This is a genomic window from Brevibacillus sp. FSL K6-0770, from assembly GCF_038000275.1.
Taxonomy (GTDB): Bacteria; Bacillota; Bacilli; order Brevibacillales; family Brevibacillaceae; genus Brevibacillus; species Brevibacillus parabrevis.
Genome location: NZ_JBBOBQ010000001.1, coordinates 426640 through 450568, shown reverse-complemented (window position 1 = coordinate 450568; position 23929 = coordinate 426640). Strand labels below are relative to the sequence as shown.

Genomic DNA, 23929 nt, shown 5'->3' with positions numbered 1-23929 from the left:
CCACAATCCGGCGCTTTTATGCCCAAAACAAATTAAGACACTCTGTTCATAGATCAAAAACTGAGCTACGCACAGAATGCCTTAATTTCATGTGGATTTAGTCGTACACAACGTGCGAGCAAATCCCTCGATTTCTATTGTATGCCTGGTTCCTTTTTTTGTCAAGGCTCATGAACAAGCAAGGAGAAGAGGATTTGCTCTTCTCCTTGCGCCAGTCGCTTTAGCGCAGTCTTTTCATCGCAACAGCTTCTCCATGCACGCCCATTACCGGCTGGTATACAGTGCGATTGTTCAACTGATCCTGCTCCACAACCGGACGAGGACGGTTCTCTTTCCAAGTGATCTGACTGTACACATTGCCTGCAGCCGTAGGCATGGTAACCAAAATGTCCTTCACCTGATCCTGATTGCCATCCGCGATCGCCAATTTTGGCAGCAATCCTTGATCGCGTTTGCCCACGGGGATGATCGTCTGTTGATGATCTTTTCCTTCCCGCACGACCAGCCGCAAATTTTTCGCTGTCTGGTTCATGGAGAAGCCCATTTTGTCTCCGATCAAAAGAATCTGGTCTTTTACCCCATCGCCCGTTACATCGGCATACTTGGTATCCAGTACATATGTACTGTCGCCCCGCATGCTAAAGCCGCTATTAATCGAGACTTCTTGCGATGGCAAGTTGTCTTCGTCCGCTTTTTCCACCGTCAGTGACAGCAGTTGCGGCTTGTTGTCAACGACATTCCACACGCTGGTCGCCACTGCAACGTAATCCTCGTTGTTGAATCCCCACATAATCTGTTTGCCCATCCAGCGCAGGTTGCCTTTGGCGTCGCGGAAAGGCACGAGTTCAACCAGCTTTTGCGTAAACCCGTCCATCGTCCTCAGCAGCTTTCCGTCCGCTTGATAAATCCCTTTGTCCATATACTTCGTCTTGTTCGCGGACAAATCAATTGTCGTGACCGCTTTTGTGCGCAAGTTGGTCACCTTCGCCTGAAATCCAGCGGTAAACTGAACGGAAAACGGGATATCTTGCCCAGGCTGGAGCAGGACTACCGGAGCATATGCCTGCGTCTGGAAAGTGCTCGCATGAACCGGATCGGCTCCCACTCCTGATGCGATGAGAATCGCGCCGCTACATGCGATCGCTGCCATTGCCTTTTGCCATCGTTTCATAATTGTTCTCCTCCTCTGTAAATGGGCATGCTATTTCTTGCCAGATTGTTACACCCGTGTATTTCCTTCCCTCTATACATCTCTAACGAGGGGGACAGGGTAAATGTTGCTAGTAAATAATTCCTAAGTTTTCTTGCTCGTTTTTACCGATTTGCAACAACTTTACAGAAGCGGCAAGCTACAATAGAGTCAAATGTGAAGCAGCTACAGAAAGGAACAATCACAATGAAAAAGGCTTGGCTCTTGTCTGCGGCATTCTGCGCTGCCTTGTTGAGCGGTTGCGGCCTGACAGATACTCCAAATGAATTGATGCGCGCCCCTTCGGCTGACGGCGACCAGAAATCGATCAATCAGGCCGTCATGCAATTTTTGCCTGCCGGTTCTCAACTGGCGGTCCCCCTGCACCCTGCGGAAGCAAGCGCTGTCTCCCTGCAAGATTTGAACGGAGACGGGGCTCCCGAGGTTGTCGCGTTTTACAAGTCAGATAAAACCGACTACGAGATCGGCGTGCTGGTGCTGACCCAAAAGCAGGGAAACTGGCAAAAGCTGACTTCTTTTACCGGGATCGGCAATGAGCTGGACTACGTTTCGTTCAACGACCTGACTGGCGACCATATCCCGGAGATGCTGATAGGACTGGGCGGCGGTGACGGCTTGAACAAAGAACTGTCCGTCTTTTCGATCGCCGATGACAAGACCCAGGAACTGATGAAACAGTCGTATTCGGTAATGGCGGTTGGCGACCTGAACGGAGATCAACAACCCGAGCTTGCCCTGGTCATGCACGATCACACCAACTTCACCTCCAAAGCAGAGCTGTTCGGCGCAAAAGACGGGAAAATTACCAAACTGACTGAGATCGCGCTCGACGGCTACGTAAACGGATACGAACAGGCGATTATCGGCAAAGCATCGCCTACGCGCAATGCGCTGTTTATCGAATCGGGTGTCGGCGCACATTCCTCTGCCACCGACCTGCTGCTCTGGGAAAATGGCGAGCTGCGCAATCCGCTGGCTAAAGTAGAGGGAGAAATGGATTTGACCTTCAAGGCTTATTCTTTGTACAGTGAGGATATTAACGGGGATGGAATTATTGAGGTCGGCACGATGATTCAGCCGCTTGGGACGGAAGATATGGCGATGGCCGAAATTCCTTGGATTTCCTCCTACTTTCAATGGGATGGAAAAACGGGGCTGAAACACGTGGAGGATCACTACCAGAACTTTGCCCAGGGCATCGATCTGAAAATTCCCGATAAATGGCGGGACAAATACTCACTCGCGACCCTCCCCAGCTCCAATTCGTTCACGATGCGCTTTTTCTACTACGGAGAAAACGGGAAAAATAAAGCCGAGCTTTTGACTCTCCAAAGCGTTCCACAAACCGAGTGGAGCAAATTCGAGAACGGACTCAAGCAGAAGCAAGTTCCTTACGTCCTGCTGAAAGAAGAGGGCAAGCAAGTTTTGATCGCGATTCTGCCGCAAGCAGCACCTAACCTCGGCAAGTCTGCCATGCAGGAGTACCGTGCCATGCAGCTCACTGCCGACGAAATACGCCAGCTCTACAAGCCTTTATCCATTCCGTGATAAAGGCCAGCGCTGTTTACCCGTCCATCGTCTATGGATAGCTGAAAAAGTCGAAATCAGATCAAGGGGATTTGCCTTATGAAGGTTTTATTGCTGGAAGATGAAAAATCGATCCGCGATTTTGTGCGCATCAATCTGAAACGCGAAGGCTGGGAAGTCATCGAGGCAGCCACCGGAGAAGAAGCACTGGAGATCGCAGACGCCAATACCGATATCGAGATTGCCATTCTCGACGTCATGCTGCCTGGCATCGACGGCTTTGAAGTATGCGGGCATCTGCGCAAAAAATATCCGCGGCTGGGCATCATCATGCTCACCGCCAAAAGTCAGGAGCTGGACAAAGTAATGGGGCTGGAGTTCGGCGCCGACGACTATGTGTCCAAGCCGTTCAGTCCCGCAGAGCTGTTGGCTCGCGTCAAGGCGCTGCACCGCAGGCTCGCTCCTGTTCCCGCAGCTGTTGAAGACAAAAACGTCATTGATATTGCCCCGTTCACCTTGCTGCTCGATGAGCGGAAGCTGACGAAAAAGGACCAGGAAATTGTCCTGACCCCGAAAGAGTTCGCGATTATCAAGCTGTTGGCCGAGAACGCGAACAAAGCAATCAGCCGCGATGAGATTTTGACCAACGTCTGGGGCCAATTTTTCGTCGGCGACTTGAAGATCGTCGACGTGAACATGCGGAGAATCCGGCAAAAAATCGAGGATGATCCTGCTCACCCGACTTTCCTGGAAACAGTTTGGGGATACGGGTACCTGTGGCGAAAGGATGCTCCTCATGAAAGGAATTAAAAGCAGGCTTGTCCTCTACTTCGGCATGATCCTGCTTTTGATTGTGTTGTTGCTGGAAGGCTTGTTTTATTGGGCTGTCCACACTTACTACTTCGGGACAGCGACCGAAGCATTGGAAACACGCAGCACGACGTTCACCAATTTTATCAACAAATACGCTACCGGCTACCGCCTGAAGGATAAAGCTCGTTATATTTTGGAGAACATCTCCAGTCAAGAGTATGCCAAAATCGAGGTTCTCGACCTGAATGGCAAAGTCATCCTCAACTCTTACGGGTTCCAGACAGGAGAGCTGATCCAGACTTCCGACGTCACAGATGCCATTCGCGGGCAAAAAGGACTGTTTGTCGGCAGAAGCCCGCAATCCCGCGAGCGGGTAATTGCCATCTCCAATCCGCTCACGTTTGCTTCTGAATACGTCGGGGTGCTGCGCTACACGATCTCCGCCGAGCCTTTATATCAGGCGGTTAATCGCATTGCCCTCTACGGACTGAGTGTTGGGGCGGGCGTAGTTTTGCTGGCTTTTGCTCTCAGCCTGCTCATGGCAAAACGAATCGTCGACCCGATCGAAGAGCTGACCAACGCCGCGAAGCAAATGGCCGAGGGCAATTTCACCGCTCGCGCCCCCAAACGCTACGATGACGAGGTAGGAACGCTCGCCGATACATTCAACTACATGGCAGCGGAGATCGGCAAAAACGAGAAGCTGAAAAACGACTTTATCTCCTCCGTCTCCCACGAGCTGCGCACGCCGCTCACTTCGATAAAGGGCTGGGGGGAAACGCTCATTTCTGGCGGCTTGGAGGAGCCGGAGGAAACGATGCTCGGCCTTGAAGTCATCTCCAAGGAAACGGATCGGCTCATCGGCCTGGTAGAAGAACTGCTCGACTTTTCCAAGTTTCAGTCCGGCGAGATGAAGCTTTCCCGCGAACGGATGGACTTGCGCGAGATTTTGGACGATATGCATGTGCAATTCGCCATCCGCTCCCAGGAGAAGCAAATCGATTTTCAACTCGACCTGCCCGCTTCTCCGCTGATCGTCATGGGCGATCCAAACAGGTTGAAGCAAGTGTTTGTCAATCTGCTGGACAACGCCTTCAAATTCACGCCAAAAGGCGGCACGATATGCGTAGCGGCAACGGCCTCGGAAGACAGGCTGACGGTCACCGTAACGGATAGCGGAGAGGGCATCCATCCGAACGATTTGCCGCATGTCACGGAAAAGTTTTTCAAAGGCACCTCCAAGCTGTCTGGAAGCGGCCTGGGGCTTGCGATCTGCAAGGAGATCATTCAACTCCACACAGGTCGATTCCTGGTCAGCAGCGAACAAGGGCGTGGCACTTCCATCATGGTTGATTTGCCTCTGGCCCCTCCCCTTGCCGGAAGCGCGCCGACGGTGGAACGAACGGAGTGAAAACGGCAATCACTTACTTCCTCGACGTACACACCCGGCACAGAGGTTTTGCCTCGCCGATCGGTTTTGATTCCACCTGCAACTGCACTCTCGCTCCCAAAAGCTGTCCGAACAGCGCAGCCTGCTTGAATGCGAAGGTTGCGCAGCAAAAAGCTGTCCGATATCGCCAGGCACATGCATCGCTAATAAAACACGTGTTTATACCATACAAAAAGGCAGCGCTGTCCCATGACTTTTTCCTGTCCGGGACAGCCGCTGCCTTTTTCCTTGCTTGCCTTGGCACATGCACATGCGCTGCCTGTTCCGCTCGTTCCCTGTGCCATTTTCCTTGGTGTTTACAGTTACACGCTACACTCGCACCAGCTCCGGTTTTTTGCCTTGCAACGGATTCGTCTGCTCCACCGCGTAGCCCACATTCAGCACCAGCCCTTCTTGCAGAGCTGGACCAATGATTTGCAAGCCTACCGGCATTCCGTTCTTCAGCCCACACGGAACCGTCAAAGCGGGCAGTCCGGTGAGATTGCTCGGCCCGGTAAAGCGAATGATCTGATTGATCAAGTCGACCTGCTCACCATTCAAGTCAGCGAACGCCTCTCCGATATTAGGCGCAACGATCGGCAAAGTCGGGGCGATGATCACATTCACCTTTTCAAAAGCCTTGCGGAAGTCGCGCTTGATTTGGCGGCGAAGCTGCTGCGCCTGCAAGTATTCGACCGCAGACGGAAGCTCTCCCAGCTCAAACAACAGGCGGATATCGCTGCCAAAGTCGTCCGGCCGCTTCAGCAAATTGCGATGATGGATGGTAGCGGCCTCTGACAAAATCGTAATCATCTCTGCGTACTCCGCGTAGGCAAGTGCCGGAATCTCGACCACCTCCACTCTGGCGCCTTGATCTGCGAGTGCCTGGATCGCCTTCCTCACCAGCCGCTCCACTTCCGTATCCACCTGCTTGAAGAAATAGTCCTCGTTCACCCCGATCACCAGCTTGCTCACATCGCCAGTCAACTCAGCCGTGTATGTAGCAACAGGCGCATTTACAGATGTCGGATCGTTTGGATCGTAGCCTGCAATGATTTCCAGCAAGCCTGCCGCATCCTTCACTGTTTTCGTCATCGGGCCGATATGGTCAAGCGACCAGGAGAGCGGAAAGCAGCCGTATTTGCTTACCCTGCCGTGCGTCGGCTTCAACCCGACAATCCCGCAAGCAGAAGACGGAATGCGAATGGAGCCAGCCGTATCCGTGCCAAGCGAAGCGACGCACATATCCGCTGCCACTGCTGCCCCCGAGCCGCCGCTTGAACCGCCTGGGATTTTATCCGGGTTCCACGGGTTCCGGCACGCGCCGTAATGCGGATTGTTGTTCGTAATCCCCCACGCGTATTCATGCATGTTCAGCTTTCCGGTAAAGACAGCCCCGGCTTCCCGCAGCTTGGCAATAATCGTCGCATCGTAATCCGGAACAAAATGCTGATGAATTTTCGATGCCATCGTCGTCACTTCATTTTGAAAGTACAAGTTGTCCTTGATCCCCATTGGAATCCCGTGATACATCCCGCGATACCCGCCGGAAGCAATCTCCGCATCTGCTTTTGCGGCCGCTTTCTCAGCCGCTTCTCTCGTAATGGACAAATACGCATTGATCGTCGGATTCAACGCTTCGGCGTGATCCAAAACAGCCCTCGTCAGTTCCAGCGAGGAGACGTCCCGCTTTTCCAGCAGGCCAGCCAGCTCTTCTGCCGACTTGCCGATCAACTCTTTACTCAAGATGGTCACCCCCCGGGATATTTCGCAATGCGATATCGTGATCATCCAGCAAAGCCGCTTCTGTCTCTTGCTTCAAACTGACGATCCCCCGCCATCTCATCTCCAATTCATCGAGATGCTCCTTGGGCACCCTCACGCCTTTTGTTTCCAGACTATCGAGAATGAACAATTTCAAAGCCATTCCCCTCCTTCCTTTTGCGCTTTTCCTATCGCAACTCTTATGCCAATCAAAAACAGAGGCAGGACAAGCATTTGCCGCGAAGAATCTGTTTCATTAACAGATTTCCACGCGCAATTTTCTGATTTTTCTATACAAAACTCGCGGCAAACACGCTCTTTCTCATTTTGAGACTGGTTTTCGCAAATCAAGACATGAAACGAGGGGATATTGTGCGCATCCAAATCGGCTTGCTTTTTTCCTTGACGGGAACTACCTCGCTCACCGAAAAAGGGCAATGCGATGCTGCCAGGTTCGCCATCGAGGAATATAATCGCGCTTCCTGCCAAGTCGAAGCTGTCATAGCGGATATTGGCTCCGATCCGCGAAAAGGGGCACAAGCAGCGGAAAAGCTGGCCCGGCAAGGAGTTCGCATCTTCGTAGGCTGCTACACGTCGACCTGCCGCCAAGCCATCCTCCCTGTGCTGGAAGCATACCATTGCCTGCTTGTTTATCCGACGTTATACGAGGGGAAGGAGTGCCACCCAAACGTCATCTACACCGGGGAGCTGCCGAACCAGCAAATTCATACGCTGCTGGACTATATGACCAGCCATTACGGCAAGCGCGTCTACTGCATCGGCACTGATTACTACTATCCGCGCGAAACGCATCGGCAGGTGCATTCCTTTTTGGCGCAACACAATGGCACAGTCGTAAAAGAGCATTACGTGCCGTTCGGACACCAGCATTTTCACGATGTCTTGTCCGATATCGCCGAAGAACAGCCGGATGCCGTCTTTTCCACGCTGGTCGGGAAAAGCATCGCGCCCTTTTACCGGGATTTTCACCGCATGGCGGCTCCGCGAAAAAAGATCCCTATTTTCAGTCCGATCACAAAAGAGACGGAACTGGCTGCAATCGGCACGCCATACCGCGCGGGTCATTACAGCTCCGCCAGCTATTTTCAGTCGCTGCCTGGCGAGGACAACAAAGCGTTCATCGCTACTTTCCAGCGGTTTCTCGGGGAAAAGCGCCCAATTTCCTCTGTCATGTACAACACGTACCTGGGAACCAAGCTCATCCTGGAAAGCTTGCTGGACACAAAAAGCATTAGCCACCGGGACATTGTGAAGCAGATCAAGGGCCGCACATTCCCGACCGTATGCGGCCCGATGGCGCTGGACACCTCTGATCGCCATCTGTCCAGACCCGTCAAAATCGGCAAATCGCTCCCCAACGGACAATTCGAGATCGTGTGGGATTCCAAGCGCAGCATCTCGCCTGCTCCCTTCCTGACAGATACGAAGCTTCCTGGCGCTTTGCCTGAAACGGTCTTGAACGGTTGGAGCCGGATCAGCGACGAAGCGCTTATCGTGGCCACCATGGACGGCTTGATCGTCTACATGAGCGAGCAGGCATCTGCTTTGACGCAGCTCTCCCCTGGTCAAACGGTGGCAAAAAACAACTGGGCTGACCTCTCTTCCCGCTATGAGGTGACATGCTCCGAGCAAGCGCCTTATCTTTTTTACTTGTTGAAAGCGAAAGCAAGAGCGACACCCACCGTTCAGCTTGCCAGTCCTGCCGCTTCCTTTGGCCGCGTGCGAACATCCCATCCCGGCTACCAAGCGGAGCTGAATGTCGCTCGTCTGGCGGCGGAATCGCAAGCCAATGTGCTTATTTTGGGCGAAACGGGAACAGGCAAGGAAGTTTTGGCCGAAGCGATTCACCGGGAAAGCGAGCGCCGCCACGGTCCTTTTCTTGCGATAAACGCAGCCTCGCTGCCGCGGGATTTGATCGCCAGCGAGCTGTTCGGGTTTGTCGACGGGGCATTTACAGGAGCAAAAAAGGGCGGGGCGATCGGCAAATTTGAGGCGGCCAACAACGGAACGATTTTTCTCGACGAAATTGGCGACATGCCGCTTGATTTGCAGGCTGTCCTGCTTCGCGTCATCGAATCGAGAAAGATCGTCCGCCTTGGCGATACAAAGGAACGAGCCATAAACGTCCGCATCATCGCCGCCACCAACCGCAATCTGCTGCAAGCTGTGGCGAATGGCGATACGTTCCGGGCTGATTTGTTTTACCGTCTGAACGTGCTGTCCATCACCATTCCGCCGCTGCGCGAGCGCAGCGAAGATATCCGGCAGCTCGCCCAGCAATTCCTGCACGACTTGTGTGCCCTTTACGGCAACGGGCCACATCTCATCGAAAAGGCAGCCTGGAATGCCCTCTTAGGCTACCAGTGGCCGGGAAATGTACGCGAGCTGCGCAATGTCGTGGAACGGGCTTTTTTGTTAGCCAAAAGAGCAGGCGAACCGATTCGCCCGGAACACTTGCCCAGCCAGATTCGCGAAGATGTTCCCCTGCCGTCCGCTTCTCCTTTTTCCTTGAAAAAGCTGGAGCAAAAAGTGATCGAAGAAGCCCTGCAAAAATCGCCCAACGTGGAAGCAGCCGCGCAAATGCTCGGTATCGCCCGCAGCACCTTGTATCGAAAAATAAAAGAAAGCACAAAAAAACTGCCGGAAAATCCGGCAGCCTGGGAACGCTAAAGTAAACATTTAGAAGCTGTTCGTGATCACGAGTTCATCCAGTCCGAAGCGGGCAGTTGGGTACGCCTGCACACTCGCTGTTCCGATGGTGAGCATCAATGTCGGCAAATAACGCGATGGGATGTTCAGCTCTTTGATCAGCGCATCGCGGTTGTATCCGCCCATTGGGCATGTGTCATAGCCTTTTGCTTTTGCTGCCAGCATGAGCTGCATAGCGGCATAGGAAGAGTTGCGGATGGCCTCGTCACGGGCGATCTCAGGGTTGTTTTTGTAAGCCCCTTCGATTTGTCCGATCAAGGTGTCGCGTACTTCCTGGGTGACGTAGCCTTTTTCCAGCGCGGCGTCATAAATCGTATAGGCGGACTTGTTTGCTTCCAAATCGCCCAGGATGATGATGGTCGCGTAAGCATCCACAACCTGCTGCTGACCGTAAGCGATTGGCAGCAGCTTTTCCTTGATCGCCGGGTCGGTTACGACGAGAAAACGCCAATGTTGCAAATTCCAGGAAGACGGAGCGCTGGCTGCGAGACGCAAAATTTCATTCAGCTCTCCTTGGGGAATCGTTGCATTCGGATCGTATTTGCGTACGCTGTGGCGTGCTTCCATCACCTGTTCAGCGGTCATTTTCAATTCTGTGTTCATACTCATTCTCCTCTCAGTATTGAAATACCCTTGTTGAAATATATAACTTACTTTAATATAGTTACAAACATTATTCAATCATTTTTTCTTACACTTTACCGCTTTTCATCCCCTATTGTTTGGAGGCGCTTCGTTTGAAATACACGGATAACATTGTCATCGTCACTGGCGGCGGTCAAGGCATCGGTTTGGCTGTCGCCTCCATGTACGCAGCTCACGGCGCTCACGTCGTCATCGCGGAGCAAAATCCCGCAGCAGGCGAAGCTGCTGTCGAAAAAATAAACGCTGCCCGAGATACTCCCGGAACGGCTTTATTTGTCCAAACAGACGTAAGCTCGCCCGAGCAGATCGAGCAACTGATGCAAACAGTCGACTCCCGCTTGGGGCGTCTCGATGTGCTGATCAACAACGCTGGCCTGTCCGTCTGGGAATCGCCTTACGACTTGGCTGTCGACGCATGGGATCGCATCTTGAACACCAACCTGCGCAGCGTCTTTCTCGCTTCGCGGGAAGCAGCCAAAATCATGCGTCGCAACGGCGGCGGCGCCATCGTCAACCTCGCTTCTACAAGAGCGCATATGTCCGAGCCGCACTCCGAGGCATACGCCGCTTCCAAAGGAGGCATTCTCGCACTCACCCACGCTTTGGGCGTGTCGCTTGGACCTGACGGAATACGCGTGAACGCCATATCACCGGGCTGGATCGAAAATGGCGATTACTCCGCCCTGCGCCCGCAGGATCATGCGCAGCACCCGGCGGGACGGGTCGGCACTCCCGACGATATCGCTCGTGCCTGCCTCTTCTTGACGAGCAAGGACAACGACTTCATTACCGGCACAGAGCTTGTCATCGATGGAGGCATGACGCGCAAAATGATTTACGAGCCATAAAGCTAAACCAATGCCCCTCCTCCTGAATACTTTGTGGGTAACAAGAGATAAAGGAGGAGTTCGATGTCTTTTGAAGAGGAAGACCTCAGGCTGCTTGCCCTCTGGCTGTTGGCGATCGGTTATTTGATTCTCGCCTTCACTGAGTTCGCCGCCCTTGGATATTGGTAAATAAGCAAAAAAGAGCCGCCCCCCTGCACGGGAAGCGGCTCTTTGTCTTTGCCTTTGTATCACTACCAGGTTCGGAACGGAGGCGAGCCTGGCGCCTGATGCTGGATTTGCTCCATAATCGGGTAACCGTAGGCCAGAATGATCAGGAATGCAACCAGTCCGACCCATACAGGCCAACGCTCCAAAATGCGGGGAACTTCTTGCTTCGTTTCGGTTTCGGCAATCGGATATTCCGTATTGCCTTTTGGCGCGTAGAACGTCAAGTACAGCAAAATGAGGATCAGCAGAACCGCCGACACAAACAGCAGTCCTCCACCAAAAGCCATGACGCGTTGGTAGTCCATCCAGCCGAGAGCGGTCGGATGATCCATGTACGTCGTATAGTCTGTGCGGCGCGGCGCTCCTTGCAGCCCCATCGTATGCATCGCAAGCGACATCAGAAACATCCCGACAGCCCAGAATACCGTTTGCACCATACCCATCCGGTTGGCTATTTTGGTCAGTTTGCGTCCGGTCAAGGCAGGGATCAGCCAGAAGCTGACTCCGAAGAACGTGAGGGCAACTGCCGCCCCGACCGTGATGTGAAAGTGTCCCGTTACCCAAATCGTATTGTGAATAACCGCGTTGATCTGGTTACTTGCGTTAATGATTCCGCCCGCTCCCCCAGGAATGAAGAACAGCATTCCGACAAATGGAGCGAAGAAGCGAACGTCAGTCCAAGGCAATTTTTTGAGCCAGCCGAACAGGCCGCTTCCGCCTTTTTTGCGTCCCGTCGTCTCGAAGACAGCGAACATCGAGAAGGCGGTCATCAGCGAAGGAATAACGACAATCAAGGTCAATACAACGTGAATCATTTTCCAGCCTGCGGAAATTCCCGGCTCCATCAACTGGTGGTGGAAGCCGACCGGAATCGAGAACAGCAACAGACAGATGAACGCAAGACGGCTTAACGAATCACTGAACACATGTCCGCCGATAATTCGCGGGATGCATACATACCAAGCCATGTAAGCAGGCATCAGCCAGAAGTACACAAGTGGGTGGCCGAAAAACCAGAACAGCGTACGGCTGAGCATGATATTGATCGTCGGCACCAGTCCGAGTGACCACGGAATGAGTTGGAACAGTACCTCTACAGCTACCGGGAGAGTAGCGATAATCCACATGACGTATGTGGTAACTCCCATGAACACGAACAGCGGAGACATTTTACCCGGATTTTCTTTTTTCCATTTGCGATAGCTGGCAAAAACCCCGAAGCCAGCCAGCCAACTGCCCACGACGAGCAGGGCCGAACCGATGTAAAAGTATGGAGAAGCTTTTAACGGTGCGTAAAACGTGTACAAGACCGAAGCTTCGTTCATCACGATCGTGACGACCGCCATCAGCGTTCCCGTCACCATGAGAATCCAGCCTGCCCAACCAAATTTCAGCGCTGCTCCGTGCAAGGAGCCGCCTGTCGTTCGGGCAACACCTGAGAAAATAAAGCCGACGATAAAGAACGTGGTAAAAATGAGTGCCATCAATACGCCATGAGCCGTTAAAATTTGATAGTAGTTCGTCCAGCTTGGCAGTTCAATAATACCGCCGCGAACCATCCCTTGGAGCATACCTGCCAATGCTGCCAGCCCAAAAGCCGCATACGCCACCCAGACATAAGCCAGACTCAGTGTGGCTGCAGAACGCTGTATCGGAGTGTGAGGAATTGCTTCATCCAATTTTCTTGCGATGACCATTAAGGTTCACCTACCTTTATTTCACAATAATTGTGGTTGCCATCACCTGATGGCCTGCGCCACAGTATTCGTTGCAAAGGATCAGGTATTCACCTGGCTTGTCAAACGTATGGGTAGCCGAGCTGATGTGCCCTGGCAAAACCATGAAGTTGATGTTTGTTTCCGGAATCTGGAATCCGTGAACAACGTCCGGACTTGTTACATGAAAATTGATGGTGGAGCCCGCCGGAACCTCCATCTTTGTCGGTGAGAAACCAAAGGCAAACGCCGTCATGTAGGCGTCGTACTCCTTGTCTCCCACTTGCTTCAAGCCTGGTTTATCAAAGGGAGGAGTCTCCATCACTTTTTCCGGATCGATCATTTCCATATTGCTTGGCGGAGCCATCCCCATCGCAAACGCGTTGACACACAACAACACGATAAACAGCGCCAATCCGCCTGCACCAAGCATCAGCCATATTTTTTCATAACGGTGCAAATGCATACGTATCCTCCTTCTCTTCCTCTATTACGCCCGTTCCAGGAAAAGCCCGAATACACCTAGCCAGCCAACGAGAATGATGCCTCCCACAATTAGCACAGCAGCAAACGTTCCTTTGAGCTCTTCTTTCTCTGGTTGTGTCTTTTTTTCTTTTGACTTTTTGTTTTGCTCCAATTTGTCGATTTGCGTCTCCATCGCACTTTTCTCCTTTCTGTGTGCCGCGCAGGCGCATCACATCTATCACGCCTTCATTCTACCCTTGGGACCAGTTGGAAGTAATTCGGGGAAATCCCCTAAAATGGTCCGGGAAAATCCCCATTCTGACTCATTCACGACACAATTCCGACATAATATCCGCCACATTTTCGACAAAAAAGCCGACTGCTGCAAGAGCAATCGGCTTTGGGGCACGTTTAGCGATATTTGACTGTAATGATTTTTCCCGTAGTGGCGTCAATAAAGCGGTAGCTGTTCTTCTCTTTCGTCTGGTAGATCAACTGTGGTTCAGGCGCCCGCTGTCCTTCGTATTGGTCCCAGTAATAGTTCAGTTCCAGCTCTACTTCCTGCTGATACGCTTCTTTGGCTTCTTGCTCGCTCACGATCTTGCCCGCGTCTGGCAAAACGATGCCCGGCTGGATCGGATGAAGGTTCAGCCCTGCGATCGCCCCCGTCTCCTTGTTTATCTCCACTCCATAAAATTCGTCTGACACAGGAATCCCGTCGCGTTTGCCCTGGAAGTGGAACGAATACTCCTGAGGTTCGTCCTGTTTGTGCAGCTTGCTCTTGTCTACCCAATCGGGGATTTCCGCTTCATCCGTTCGCACGAAAAGCGTCAGCTCGGCAAGCGATGGATCAACATACGGTTCCAATGCTGCAATCGCCTTTTTCTTTGCTTCCTCAATGCTGATTGTCTTCCCCTGTTTCCGTCCGTCCGGCAAATGCAGATTGAAACCGATCAGGCGGTCACTCACAGCGTCAGTCGTAAGCGAAATGCTGTCAAAGGACGAGGCACTCTTGCCGGAAAAGTTCAACCAATGATACGATTCGATTTGCTGAAGTCCATCCGTCAAGTTTTCCTTATGATCATCGTATTCAAAGTCAGCACCTGCGACATCAATGCCAAACTGCTCCTTCAGCCATTGCTCGCCCTCTGCTTTGGATGCGATTTTGACAGACTTCCCTCCGCCTTTCACTCGCACGCTTTGTTGCTCCGGTATTTTGTCCTCTCCCACTACCTTGCCTGTCACGGCGTCAATTCCGAATGGCTCGTTAGCCTGATAAATCAGCATCGGCTTTTTCTCGGACGGTCTTCCCGGCCCGGCATACGCTGTCGGTTGTTCAGCAACGTACTCCAGCTGCATTTTCAACTGCTCCTGATACAGCTGCTTCGCTTTGTCCGGCGAGATCGCTTTTTCTGGGGCGGGCCACTTGGCCTCGTCAGGCTGAATTTGGCGGTAAGCGTCGTAGCGAACAATATGTCCGGCATGGTCAACAGATACAACGAGAGAGTAGTCGTTCAGCGGAATCTCATTGATCAGGGTTTGGTAATAGACGCTCGACCTCGCCCACTCGATCATTTTGCCTGTTTCTCCGCTCCCCCTTCCGGCCTTCCCTCTGCCCATTGCCTGCGACTGTTTCAGAGAACTGGTTTCTTTTCCGAGCCATTTGTGCAGAAATTCGTCCGCTTTTTCGCGTGCCAGCTTTTCGTCCGGATAATTGGCTGACGCCCAGTCCGGATTGCGAATATCCAGGAAAAGCAGTCGCCCTGTCTGCGCATCCAGTTCAATCGAGGCAGTCGCATATTCGGTGCGATTTTTTTCTGCCCCTGTCTCTGGCCTGTTTGTCAGCATCACGTTCCAGACCGGATTCGGGTAGTCGCGGAAGTTGCTCTCTTTCAAAAACTTCTCTTCCAGGCGAAGTGTCTTTAATTCCGGCATCTGCTCGAACAGCTTGTCCAACGAGCTTTGCACTTCTTTTGAAATTTCACTCTTTTTCGCCTGTTGTTCTTTTGCTATATTGGCTGCTTCTGCCCGCGAAGTTTCCGTCCACATTGGCGTTGCAGCCAGCAAGCATGCCGCCACAATCGTCATGACCGACTGATTGATTCTTTTCATCTCGCGCCTCCAAAGTAACTGGATTATTTTTACACATAAGTAATGACGAGACGAACGGGCACATGGTTACATAATATTCCATTCCTGTCCAAAATCTTCGGAATAAAAAAACACGCCCTCAAACAGCTGCAAGGACGTGATGAAAGCATTCGGTCTGGTTTACTCAAAGTCGAGCCAGCCTTTTTTGATCGCATACCGCACCAGATCAGGCCGCGTGCGCAAGTGCAGCTTTTCCATGATATGCGCCTTGTGCGACTCGACCGTCTTCACGGAAACGGTGAGCTGCTCCGCGATTTCTTTGTTGCTGAAACCTTTGGCGATCAGCACGAGCACTTCTTTTTCGCGCTCGGTCAAAATCTCGTACTTCGCCTGTTCCTCGCCGTTTTTGACCATCTGTAAAAATTCCTCAATCAGCGATTTCGTGGCCGATGGATACAAATAAGCCATACCGCTGTTGACGGAACGAATGGCAGCGATCAGATCGAGGTCAGGGGCGCTTTTCAAAATATATCCGGCAGCTCCGGCCTGCAGGACACGAAACAAATACTCCTCGTCGTCGTGCATCGTCAAAACGAGTACCTGTATGTCCGGTGCTGCTTCCTTCAATCTCGCTGTTGCCGTCAAGCCGTTCTCCCCTGGCGGCATGCTCAAATCCATCAACACCACGTTCGGGCGGATTTCCAGCGCTTTTTCGCAAGCTTCCTTGCCGTCAGCTGCATAGCCGACAACATCCATGTCCTCCTGGGCATTGATCAGCATTCCCAGCCCGGACCGTACAATCGCGTGATCGTCAGCGATCAGCACGCGAATGGTCATCCAAAATCCCCTCCTTTGGCAACGGAACGCGGACAATGACTGTCGTTCCTTCTTGCGGTGCCGAACGAATATCGACGGTACCGCCAAGCAGTTGCGCCCGTTCCTTCATCCCGAACACGCCAAGTCCTTTGCCGACACTCAACGTCTTCTCCACTTCAAAACCGATGCCGTCGTCCACGATGGTCACGACGACTTCTTTTTCCCGATTTTCGAACATGATCGCCAGCTGGCTTGCCTGCGCGTACTTGGCGGTGTTGGTCATGGCTTCTTGAACGATCCGGTACAACGCGGTTTCCATCGCGGCCGAATACCTCCGCTTCTCGCCTTGTACGTGCAATTCGACTTGTATGTGAAAAGTCTTTTCCACTCGTTTCATCAAAGAGCGCAACGCGGGCAAAAGTCCGAGATCATCGAGAGCAGATGGACGCAGCTCCAAAGCCATGCGCTTGACTTCCTCCATCGCCTTGGATGTCATGTTCACCAGCTCTGTAACGTGCTGCATGACCTGTTCTCCGGGATTTCCCTGCCTGACCACGTTCAGTCCGACCAAAATGCTGTAAAGCGCCTGCCCTACGCCGTCGTGCAGCTCGCGAGCAATGCGCTTCCGCTCTTCTTCCTGCGCCTGAATCGCAAAATGAGTCAGCTTGTGCTGATAACGCTCTTTTTCCACACGCTGTTGAGCTGACATGTCACGCAAGATCATCACCAGCTTGCCACTTGAGTCGTCGGGCAGTCGGGCTGAGCTGGCTGCCACAGGATGTTCGTGTCCGTCTTTTGTACGGAGCCGCATTTCAAAAGACGGCATTTGCACCCGCTTGAAAAAGCAATCGGTGCAACTCGTCTCCTCCGTACAGGTTGCCATGCCCAAGCAAAGCTCGCAAATGTGCTTTTCCCGGACCAGCTCTTCTTCTGTCCAGCCTGACATTTGTGCCAGCGCTGCGTTGGCCTTGACAATCCGTCCCTCATGGTCGATCACCAGGATGGCGTCACTGACGTTGGCAAAGATGGACTGCATCAGGGAAAAAGCTTCATTGGATGTTCCCAGATCTTCTTTCCACGTACTCATGCGCTCCTCCTTTGAGACAATCATCTACATGCTATTGTAGAGTTTACATGACCAGTTGTGTATCAGGGAATTCCCTTAACCTGCCCCGTTCCGCGCAAAGTCGGCATTGACAAAATATGACACTGGAATAGACCTTGAGACCCTTGACCGATTCACCTGCATGCCGTAGGTCGTCAGCGACATGCGTCAAAAAACCGGGACAGCAGCTGCCATCCCGGATTCTCTCTTACTCTACTACGATTTTTTCAGCTACACCGATTGGCGGCAAGCTGCGCGTCAGTTTAGGACCGTAGAACGCGATTACGTTCATGTCTGCCTTCAATTCTTCCGGCTTAAGCGCCTTGTTGTCCTTGGCACTTACGATTACGGTTTTGTCGTTGATGATCAGCGCCACTTTTTCCGGAGATGTAGTGGTCAAGCCGTGTCCTTCTACCACCATTTTGTACGTGCCTTGCTGGTCAGGCGCAATGCTCGCTACTTTGCCTGCTGTGCCCATTACTTCCGCAGATTCCAGGCTTTTCTTCACCATGATGGTCAGCGCACCTGTTTGCGGCGGCATGCTCATCGCCATGTATTTGTGGTGAGTCGCTTCCACTTCCATGCCCAGCTTCAAGTCTTCTGGCTTCAATACTTTGCCCGCAGCGTCGGTGATTTTGGTCTCTTCGCTGATGTGCAGGATGATGCCTGTCTCATATCCGTCCAGCGCAATAGAGATATTTCCTTTTTCCGATTTGTTGATGGTAGAAATCGTACCTGTACGCACTGGCGCTTTTTCTGCTTCTTCGTCCACAACGGTCACCGCACTGTCTGTCACATTAACTTCGGCTTGCAAGATTTCATCTACAAACGCGACTGGCACATACGTGCTGCCGTTCAGCACGCGCGGCTCGGCTCCGAGCGTTTTGTACATTTTCGCGTATGGATAGCGATCCTCGCCCGCTTTTGCGTAGCTAGAGATAGCGCCTTTTTGCACTTCTGCCGCTTTCAGATTGTCGTTCCAGCTTACTTTGAAGCCGAGGGATTCAGCCACCGGGCGAAGCGGAACCAATACCGTTTGTTGACCTTTATCAAAAATCGCTGCTTGCGTAATCGCGCTTCCGTTTACATTCACCGACAGTTCTTTAACTGGTTCAGAGGTAGCCGATACGATATTCGTGCCCAATACGGCGAGTGCCGCCAGAGTCATCATTCCTGTACGAATTGTTTTCATGTTGTATTCCTCCAATGTTTGTTTTTTCTCTTGTGTTGTGTTTCTATTCATTGGACGGAGCCATTTCGCAAACGTTTCAACAAATTTTTATGGATAGAAAAAAAGAAGGCAGCTTCGTCGCTGCCCCCTTCTTGTAACCAGTTATGGCTGACTGATGATTTGCGTATTTTTCGGCATCGGCACATCCGGCTTCCCGGAAGGATTGTTGTACAAATAACTCGGCACCTTGCCGACAATGAGCGCTTCGCTGATCGGAATCTGCGTCGTCACGGTCTGCTGTTTGGTGGCAAACGGAATGACGACACGCAAATCTACTTCTACGTAAATGTAGACCGTGACGAGCACCATGTTGATGCCTGCCTGCTTCAATCCTGTTTCCAGCCGGGTTTTTACCGCGCCAATCGGGACAAACGAAACGGGGATGTCCGGGCCCAAGTGCTCCAGAAAAACGTTCTTGGTAGCCAGCCCGAGCGGAATCGTCGTCTGGACGTTCTCTTGCTCGAACTCTTTCAAGCGATTCTGGATGCGGGCCGTCGTCTCCCCCACGATTCGGGAGTATTCGCGGAAATTGAAATTGACCGCCTTGATACTGCCTGCCTCGTCCTTTTCCATCATCACGATTTCGTTAAAATCGACTCCTTGCTGTGTCAACCGCTTCGTGACTGCATCCGTAATCGCCAGCTTTGCCACCTGATCGGCTTTGGCTTGCGCAATCAGGATCAAGGTTGGCTCTACTCTTCTTTCCACGACCACGAACAAGATCGCCAATCCGACGATGATCACCAAAAACGTAGCGAAAATTTTTCTGCCGCGCCTTTTCCAGCCTCCTTTTCGAAAACGCACGCTTTCTTCCACTCCCTCGTTTCGCCGTACGAAACTATATCAATGCTCAATCAGGACGTACCGTACGCATGGAAGAACGCTTTTGCTTGCCGCGACGCGGTCGGCCGCTTGCGAGCACGCCGCCGATGCCTGCCACAAAAGTAGGTACGCCGGATGTGACGAGAATCAGCGCCCAATCGCGGATGGACAAGTCTGTCGTCTTGAAGATGGGCTGAAGCGTGTCGATGTAGACGACACCGAGCACCAGTACCAACGACGAGATGACTGCCCAGACGAGGTATTTGTTTTCAAACACATTGCGATGAAACACGCTGTACTGGCTGCGGCAGTCGAAAACGTGGATCAGCTGCGCCATCACCAAAGTGACGAAAGCGACCGTCTGGGCGTGGACCAGATCGTTTGGATTCTCGCGCAGCGTCAGCCAGAAAGCGAGCAGCGTCATAGCGCCGATCAAAAAGCCGCGGCTGATGATTTTCCAGCCCAAGCCTCTGCCGAAAATGTTTTCCGCCTTGTTGCGCGGGTGCTGGTACATCGTGTCGGCCTCTGCCTGATCGACTCCGAGAGCCATAGCCGGCAACCCGTCCGTGACCAGATTGACCCACAAAATCTGAATCGGCACCAGCGGCAACGGCAAGCCGAGCAGCATGGCAAAAAACATGACGAGAATCTCGCCCACGTTGGAAGCGAGCAAATAGCGGATGAACTTGCGGATGTTGTCGTAGATGTTGCGCCCTTCCTCGACCGCGGCCACAATCGTCGCGAAGTTGTCGTCGCGCAGCACCAGGTCTGCCGCTTCTTTTGTCACGTCTGTTCCGGTAATGCCCATGGCGATCCCGATGTCAGATGTCTTGATCGCCGGAGCATCGTTCACGCCGTCACCCGTCATCGCCACCACATGACCTTTGCTTTGCAGGGCGCGTACGATGCGCAGCTTGTGTTCGGGAGAAACCCGCGCGTACACCGTCACCCGTTCGGCGTGATCCGCCAGGACAGCATCAGACATCGCATCCAGCTCCCGGCCTTCCAGCACCTCGCCATAGCCGCGCATCAGCCCGATTTGGCGAGCGATCGCTTCGGCCGTCACCTTGTGGTCGCCCGTAATCATGACCGTCTTGATGCCCGCCTGGTGGCACAGATTGATGGCAGAGCGAACCTCTTCCCGCGGCGGATCGATCATCCCGACAAGCCCGACGAAAACGAGATTGTTTTCAATCGCCGCGATCGGTTGTCCGGGACGGTAGCCTTGCAATGTTTTGTAGGCAAAGCCGAGAACCCGCAGTGCTTTGCCCGCCATCACCTCTGTCTGCTCCAATACCCGGTGGCGAAGCGAGGCTGTAAGCGGCTGTAGCTCGCCTCCCCACAAAATGTGCGTGGATCTCGCCAGCACAGCCTCGGCAGCGCCTTTGGTCAGCAGCGAGTGCGCTCCGTCTGCGCCTTTTTCCACCACAGACATCATTTTGCGATCGGAATCAAACGGCAGCTCCTCGACGCGCATCGACTGGCTTTTCTGAGTGCTGCGCTCTGCGGCATTTCCGTTTGCTTTGGCAGCGAGCACCTTCAGCGCTCCCTCTGTCGGGTCGCCCACTACTTGCCAATGCCGCGTCGCTTTGCCCATCCCAAGCAAACTGCGTGTGCTCTGCTCTTCACAAATCAGTTGGGCATTGTTGCACCGCTCGGCGATACGGATGATTTGCGTGAGCGCTCCATCGCGGGCAGGAGACACCATTTTGCCCTGATGATGAAAAGCTCCTTCCGGCACATAGCCGCTTCCGCTCACTTCGTACGTAGCATCGCTGTGCCAGACATGGGTAACGGTCATTTTGTTCTGGGTCAGCGTGCCTGTCTTGTCAGAGCAGATGACGGAAGCGCAGCCAAGCGTCTCTACCGATGGCAGCTTGCGCACGATGGCGTTGCGTCTGATCATTCGCTGTACGCCGAGCGCCAGCGCCACCGTCACAATCGCCGGCAAGCCTTCCGGGATGGCTGCTACCGCAAGACTCACCCCTGCGAGAAACATCGTGAACAGTTCGTGTCCGTGCCACACACCAGCTACGATGACGACTATCGTCAAGAGCAGGGCGACAACCACGAGAATTTTGCCCATTTGCTCCAAACGCACTTGCAGCGGCGTCTCCGCTTCTTCGGCGGTATTCATCAAGTGGGCGATTTTCCCGATTTCAGTGGTCATCCCGGTTGCCACGACGATTCCGCTCCCGGTCCCTCCTGTCACCATCGTGCCCATGAAAGCGAGATTTTTCTGATCTCCCAGCGGCACGGTGGAAGCTTGCGCCGTATCGAGCGTTTTCACGTTTTTTCCTACAGGGACAGATTCACCCGTCAGCGCCGACTCTTCTACCTCCAGCCGATTGGCAGTAAGCAGTCGCAAATCGGCTGGAACCCGATCGCCCGCTTCAAGCTGAACCAGATCGCCCGGCACCAGGCGAGAAGCAGGAATCATGGAAATGTGCCCCTCCCGGATGACGCGCGCCATCGGGGATGCCAGCTCCTTGAGAGCTTGCAGGGACCGCTCCGCCTTTGCCTCCTGAATGAACCCGAGTATTCCGTTAATGATGATGATCGCGATAATCGTAATCGCATCCAGATACTCTCCGAGGAAGTAAGAAATCAGCGTGGCGATGAACAGGATGAGTACCATAAAATCTTTGAACTGGTCGAGAAAGACCGAGTAGAGAGGCTTGCGTTTGTTTTCAGCCAACTGGTTGGCACCTTGCTTGGCCAGTCTCCGCTCTGCCTCCTGCTGAGTCAATCCCTGCGCCGCATCGCTATGAAGGGCTTCGGTCACGTCGGCCGCCGCCAGCGTGTACCATTTTCGAATTGGCTGTGTATCCACCTACATCTCCTCCATCCACTTCTCACTCCTTCTCATGTGTATGCAGACGAGCCAGAAAATAAAACAACCCGTCCTTTTCCGTGGACGGGTCTTCATGTGGAGAGATATTATTTCAAGCTTTTGACCAACCCGATGCAAATGAGCAAAATCGGCGGAAGCCATGTCAGTCGTGTAAGCCATCTGGCTTTTCCTGCGCGTCGTCCCATCGCCAGCCCGACGACAAGCAGCAGTCCGCTCATGATGGCGATACAGAGCGCGACGACGAGTGGAGAGTATCCTAAAAACGTAAGACTGATTCCCGCGCCAAATGCATCCAGCGAGAGCGCCAGCCCAAGCATGACCGCCTCCCAGCCCATGATGTGTCCCGAACGGTCCGCATCTGCTTTGGAGGGGTCTTTCAAAATTTGAATCATCACGCCGAAAATCCGAAATTGGGTCAAGACTGTGCGATCCAGTTCTACCTGATTTGCCGCTTGTGGTACAACGGACACTTCACCCGCAGCTGTCGATCCCCCGGCCTGAGTTGTCAGCAAACATGGCTGGGCTTGCTCTGGTCCCTTCTCCCCTTCTTGCCTGGAAAAGAAAAGTCGCCAAAGAGTAAACAACCCCATCAGGATTAGCACTGCCGCACCAATATGTTTGCCAATCTCAGGCGTCAGCCAATTGGTCAGGGAAGACCCTACAAGCATGACACCATACACAACGGCAAAGGAACATCCTGAAATGACGACCAGCGACAAAAAGGGCATTTTCATGTTGCGCAAGCCATACGTCAATCCTACGCTGACACTGTCCATGCTGATGGCCAGGGAAACGAGCAGGAGTGCGAGCCATCCGCTCATATGTGGTCACCTCTTTCCCATTGCCTATTAGGTATACGCGAGAAAGAGGAGTGTTGTGCCAACAAACAGGCAGGGCATGTTTGCACCAGTCAGTCCCTTCTTGGCTTTTTTATCCCGGCCAAAAGACTTGTTGCCAAATAAAAGAAAAGCTGCTATCCTTCAATTAAACAATGTTTAAAACGTCGTTTAAGACGTTGTTCTGAACTTCCCCACCAGAAGGAGGTTGTCCGGCCAAAAATGGATAAAAACAGTGACACGAAAGCAAAAATTTTGCAGACTACCCTGGAGTTGATCAAGTCGGAAGGATTCGAGAGCGTCACGGTGCGCAAAATCGCAGCAGATTCGGGAACGAATGTCGCACTGGTCAACTATTATTTCGGGTCCAAGGATCGCCTGATCAACGAAGCTCTCAGCAGTTTTCTCGGCAGCTTTCAAGACACCTTTGATGTGCTCGACGATTTGACAGTCGCCCCAAAAGCGCGGCTCAGACAATTTTTGACCAGCTACGTCTCTGTCATTTCGCAATACCCCGAGCTGGTTGCGCGGATTTTCGCCATCGGCGGGGCCATTTTTACCTCGCAATACCAATACGGACAGTTTTTGCGCAGCATCGGGTTCGTCAAGGTGCGCTCTGTGCTCCAGGAACTGACCGGGGAAGCCGATCAGGAGCTTTTGCAAATGATGATCATGCAATTGTTTGGAGCGATTTTCCTTCCGGCTCTGCTGAAATCGACGCTGTCGACAGGCGCTGGCATCGAGGTCGGCTCCGTCGAACAGCAAATGGACTTGTTGTTTGCACGCTATTTTCATGAAAATGCAAAATAGGAGTGAAAGAG

At 52.8% G+C, this 23929-nt stretch carries 20 protein-coding genes; 6 read left to right on the top strand and 14 right to left on the bottom strand.

What is annotated here, in order from left to right:
* Window positions 1-220: 220 nt before the first annotated feature.
* A complete protein-coding gene (locus NST23_RS02460) occupies window positions 221-1171 on the bottom strand; it encodes a hypothetical protein (RefSeq protein WP_173599925.1) in 951 nt (316 codons plus the stop codon).
* Between the two features lie 225 nt (window positions 1172-1396).
* On the opposite strand from NST23_RS02460, the gene NST23_RS02455 reads away from it, so the two are divergent.
* The 3 genes from NST23_RS02455 to NST23_RS02445 all read left to right on the top strand — a co-directional run bounded on the left by NST23_RS02455 (window position 1397) and on the right by NST23_RS02445 (window position 4961).
* Entirely contained in the window at window positions 1397-2758 is a 1362-nt protein-coding gene (locus tag NST23_RS02455; RefSeq protein ID WP_122966641.1) for a VCBS repeat-containing protein, read from the top strand.
* 78 nt (window positions 2759-2836) lie between these two features.
* On the top strand, window positions 2837-3547 hold the full coding sequence (locus tag NST23_RS02450) for a response regulator transcription factor (RefSeq protein ID WP_122966642.1): 711 nt from the start codon (window positions 2837-2839) through the stop codon (window positions 3545-3547).
* Entirely contained in the window at window positions 3534-4961 is a 1428-nt protein-coding gene (locus NST23_RS02445; protein ID WP_340963050.1) for an ATP-binding protein, read from the top strand. Before NST23_RS02450 ends, NST23_RS02445 begins: the two co-directional genes overlap by 14 nt.
* Before the next feature lie 348 nt (window positions 4962-5309).
* Here the strand turns inward: NST23_RS02445 and NST23_RS02440 are convergent, their stop codons facing one another.
* On the bottom strand, window positions 5310-6725 hold the full coding sequence (locus tag NST23_RS02440; protein ID WP_173597967.1) for an amidase: 1416 nt from the start codon (window positions 6723-6725) through the stop codon (window positions 5310-5312).
* On the bottom strand, window positions 6718-6906 hold the full coding sequence (locus NST23_RS02435; RefSeq protein ID WP_287103188.1) for a hypothetical protein: 189 nt from the start codon (window positions 6904-6906) through the stop codon (window positions 6718-6720). The genes NST23_RS02440 and NST23_RS02435 overlap by 8 nt, the downstream gene beginning before the upstream one ends.
* Window positions 6907-7115: 209 nt before the next feature.
* Between NST23_RS02435 and NST23_RS02430 the strand changes: the two genes are divergently transcribed.
* Window positions 7116-9434 (top strand): transporter substrate-binding protein, encoded by a 2319-nt coding sequence (locus NST23_RS02430; RefSeq protein ID WP_340963049.1) that lies wholly within the window; start codon window positions 7116-7118, stop codon window positions 9432-9434.
* A gap of 9 nt (window positions 9435-9443) precedes the next feature.
* Here NST23_RS02430 and NST23_RS02425 read toward each other — a convergent pair whose 3' ends face one another.
* Window positions 9444-10076, bottom strand: a complete 633-nt coding sequence (locus NST23_RS02425) for a nitroreductase family protein (protein WP_173597965.1) — start codon at window positions 10074-10076, stop codon at window positions 9444-9446.
* 134 nt (window positions 10077-10210) lie between these two features.
* On the opposite strand from NST23_RS02425, the gene NST23_RS02420 reads away from it, so the two are divergent.
* A complete protein-coding gene (locus tag NST23_RS02420) occupies window positions 10211-10966 on the top strand; it encodes an SDR family NAD(P)-dependent oxidoreductase (protein WP_173597964.1) in 756 nt (251 codons plus the stop codon).
* Between the two features lie 230 nt (window positions 10967-11196).
* Here NST23_RS02420 and NST23_RS02415 read toward each other — a convergent pair whose 3' ends face one another.
* The 10 genes from NST23_RS02415 to NST23_RS02370 form a co-directional block, all read right to left on the bottom strand.
* Entirely contained in the window at window positions 11197-12870 is a 1674-nt protein-coding gene (locus tag NST23_RS02415; protein ID WP_122966650.1) for a b(o/a)3-type cytochrome-c oxidase subunit 1, read from the bottom strand.
* Window positions 12871-12886: 16 nt separating this feature from the next.
* Window positions 12887-13354: a cytochrome c oxidase subunit II gene (locus tag NST23_RS02410; RefSeq protein WP_063229376.1), complete on the bottom strand. Its 468-nt coding sequence runs from the start codon at window positions 13352-13354 to the stop codon at window positions 12887-12889.
* 24 nt (window positions 13355-13378) lie between these two features.
* Entirely contained in the window at window positions 13379-13546 is a 168-nt protein-coding gene (locus NST23_RS02405; RefSeq protein ID WP_122966651.1) for a cytochrome c oxidase subunit 2A, read from the bottom strand.
* A 218-nt stretch (window positions 13547-13764) separates the two neighbouring features.
* Complete coding sequence (locus NST23_RS02400) at window positions 13765-15465, bottom strand: YcdB/YcdC domain-containing protein (RefSeq protein ID WP_340963046.1); 1701 nt, start codon at window positions 15463-15465, stop codon at window positions 13765-13767.
* 159 nt (window positions 15466-15624) lie between these two features.
* A complete protein-coding gene (locus NST23_RS02395) occupies window positions 15625-16281 on the bottom strand; it encodes a response regulator (protein WP_063229374.1) in 657 nt (218 codons plus the stop codon).
* On the bottom strand, window positions 16256-17347 hold the full coding sequence (locus tag NST23_RS02390; protein WP_122966653.1) for a PAS domain-containing sensor histidine kinase: 1092 nt from the start codon (window positions 17345-17347) through the stop codon (window positions 16256-16258). Before NST23_RS02390 ends, NST23_RS02395 begins: the two co-directional genes overlap by 26 nt.
* Window positions 17348-17573: 226 nt before the next feature.
* Window positions 17574-18557: a copper amine oxidase N-terminal domain-containing protein gene (locus NST23_RS02385; RefSeq protein ID WP_340963043.1), complete on the bottom strand. Its 984-nt coding sequence runs from the start codon at window positions 18555-18557 to the stop codon at window positions 17574-17576.
* Window positions 18558-18698: 141 nt separating this feature from the next.
* Window positions 18699-19400, bottom strand: a complete 702-nt coding sequence (gene yunB, locus NST23_RS02380) for a sporulation protein YunB (RefSeq protein ID WP_122966655.1) — start codon at window positions 19398-19400, stop codon at window positions 18699-18701.
* A 46-nt stretch (window positions 19401-19446) separates the two neighbouring features.
* Entirely contained in the window at window positions 19447-22251 is a 2805-nt protein-coding gene (locus tag NST23_RS02375; RefSeq protein WP_122966656.1) for a calcium-translocating P-type ATPase, SERCA-type, read from the bottom strand.
* Between the two features lie 107 nt (window positions 22252-22358).
* Complete coding sequence (locus tag NST23_RS02370; protein ID WP_340963041.1) at window positions 22359-23093, bottom strand: MntP/YtaF family protein; 735 nt, start codon at window positions 23091-23093, stop codon at window positions 22359-22361.
* A gap of 237 nt (window positions 23094-23330) precedes the next feature.
* Here NST23_RS02370 and NST23_RS02365 point away from each other — a divergent pair, with 237 nt between their 5' ends.
* Complete coding sequence (locus NST23_RS02365; protein ID WP_173597961.1) at window positions 23331-23918, top strand: TetR/AcrR family transcriptional regulator; 588 nt, start codon at window positions 23331-23333, stop codon at window positions 23916-23918.
* Window positions 23919-23929 lie beyond the last annotated feature (11 nt).

What these genes read in the sequence shown, in the direction of transcription:
- NST23_RS02460 (WP_173599925.1), bottom strand. Translation starts at nt 1,171, where the DNA reads ATGAAACGATGGCAAAAGGCAATGGCAGCGATCGCATGTAGCGGCGCG.
- NST23_RS02455 (WP_122966641.1), top strand. Translation starts at nt 1,397, where the DNA reads ATGAAAAAGGCTTGGCTCTTGTCTGCGGCATTCTGCGCTGCCTTGTTG.
- NST23_RS02450 (WP_122966642.1), top strand. Translation starts at nt 2,837, where the DNA reads ATGAAGGTTTTATTGCTGGAAGATGAAAAATCGATCCGCGATTTTGTG.
- NST23_RS02445 (WP_340963050.1), top strand. Translation starts at nt 3,534, where the DNA reads ATGAAAGGAATTAAAAGCAGGCTTGTCCTCTACTTCGGCATGATCCTG.
- NST23_RS02435 (WP_287103188.1), bottom strand. Translation starts at nt 6,906, where the DNA reads ATGGCTTTGAAATTGTTCATTCTCGATAGTCTGGAAACAAAAGGCGTG.
- NST23_RS02425 (WP_173597965.1), bottom strand. Translation starts at nt 10,076, where the DNA reads ATGAACACAGAATTGAAAATGACCGCTGAACAGGTGATGGAAGCACGC.
- NST23_RS02415 (WP_122966650.1), bottom strand. Translation starts at nt 12,870, where the DNA reads ATGGTCATCGCAAGAAAATTGGATGAAGCAATTCCTCACACTCCGATA.
- NST23_RS02410 (WP_063229376.1), bottom strand. Translation starts at nt 13,354, where the DNA reads ATGCATTTGCACCGTTATGAAAAAATATGGCTGATGCTTGGTGCAGGC.
- NST23_RS02405 (WP_122966651.1), bottom strand. Translation starts at nt 13,546, where the DNA reads ATGGAGACGCAAATCGACAAATTGGAGCAAAACAAAAAGTCAAAAGAA.
- NST23_RS02400 (WP_340963046.1), bottom strand. Translation starts at nt 15,465, where the DNA reads ATGAAAAGAATCAATCAGTCGGTCATGACGATTGTGGCGGCATGCTTG.
- NST23_RS02395 (WP_063229374.1), bottom strand. Translation starts at nt 16,281, where the DNA reads ATGACCATTCGCGTGCTGATCGCTGACGATCACGCGATTGTACGGTCC.
- NST23_RS02390 (WP_122966653.1), bottom strand. Translation starts at nt 17,347, where the DNA reads ATGAGTACGTGGAAAGAAGATCTGGGAACATCCAATGAAGCTTTTTCC.
- NST23_RS02385 (WP_340963043.1), bottom strand. Translation starts at nt 18,557, where the DNA reads ATGAAAACAATTCGTACAGGAATGATGACTCTGGCGGCACTCGCCGTA.
- NST23_RS02370 (WP_340963041.1), bottom strand. Translation starts at nt 23,093, where the DNA reads ATGAGCGGATGGCTCGCACTCCTGCTCGTTTCCCTGGCCATCAGCATG.
- NST23_RS02365 (WP_173597961.1), top strand. Translation starts at nt 23,331, where the DNA reads ATGGATAAAAACAGTGACACGAAAGCAAAAATTTTGCAGACTACCCTG.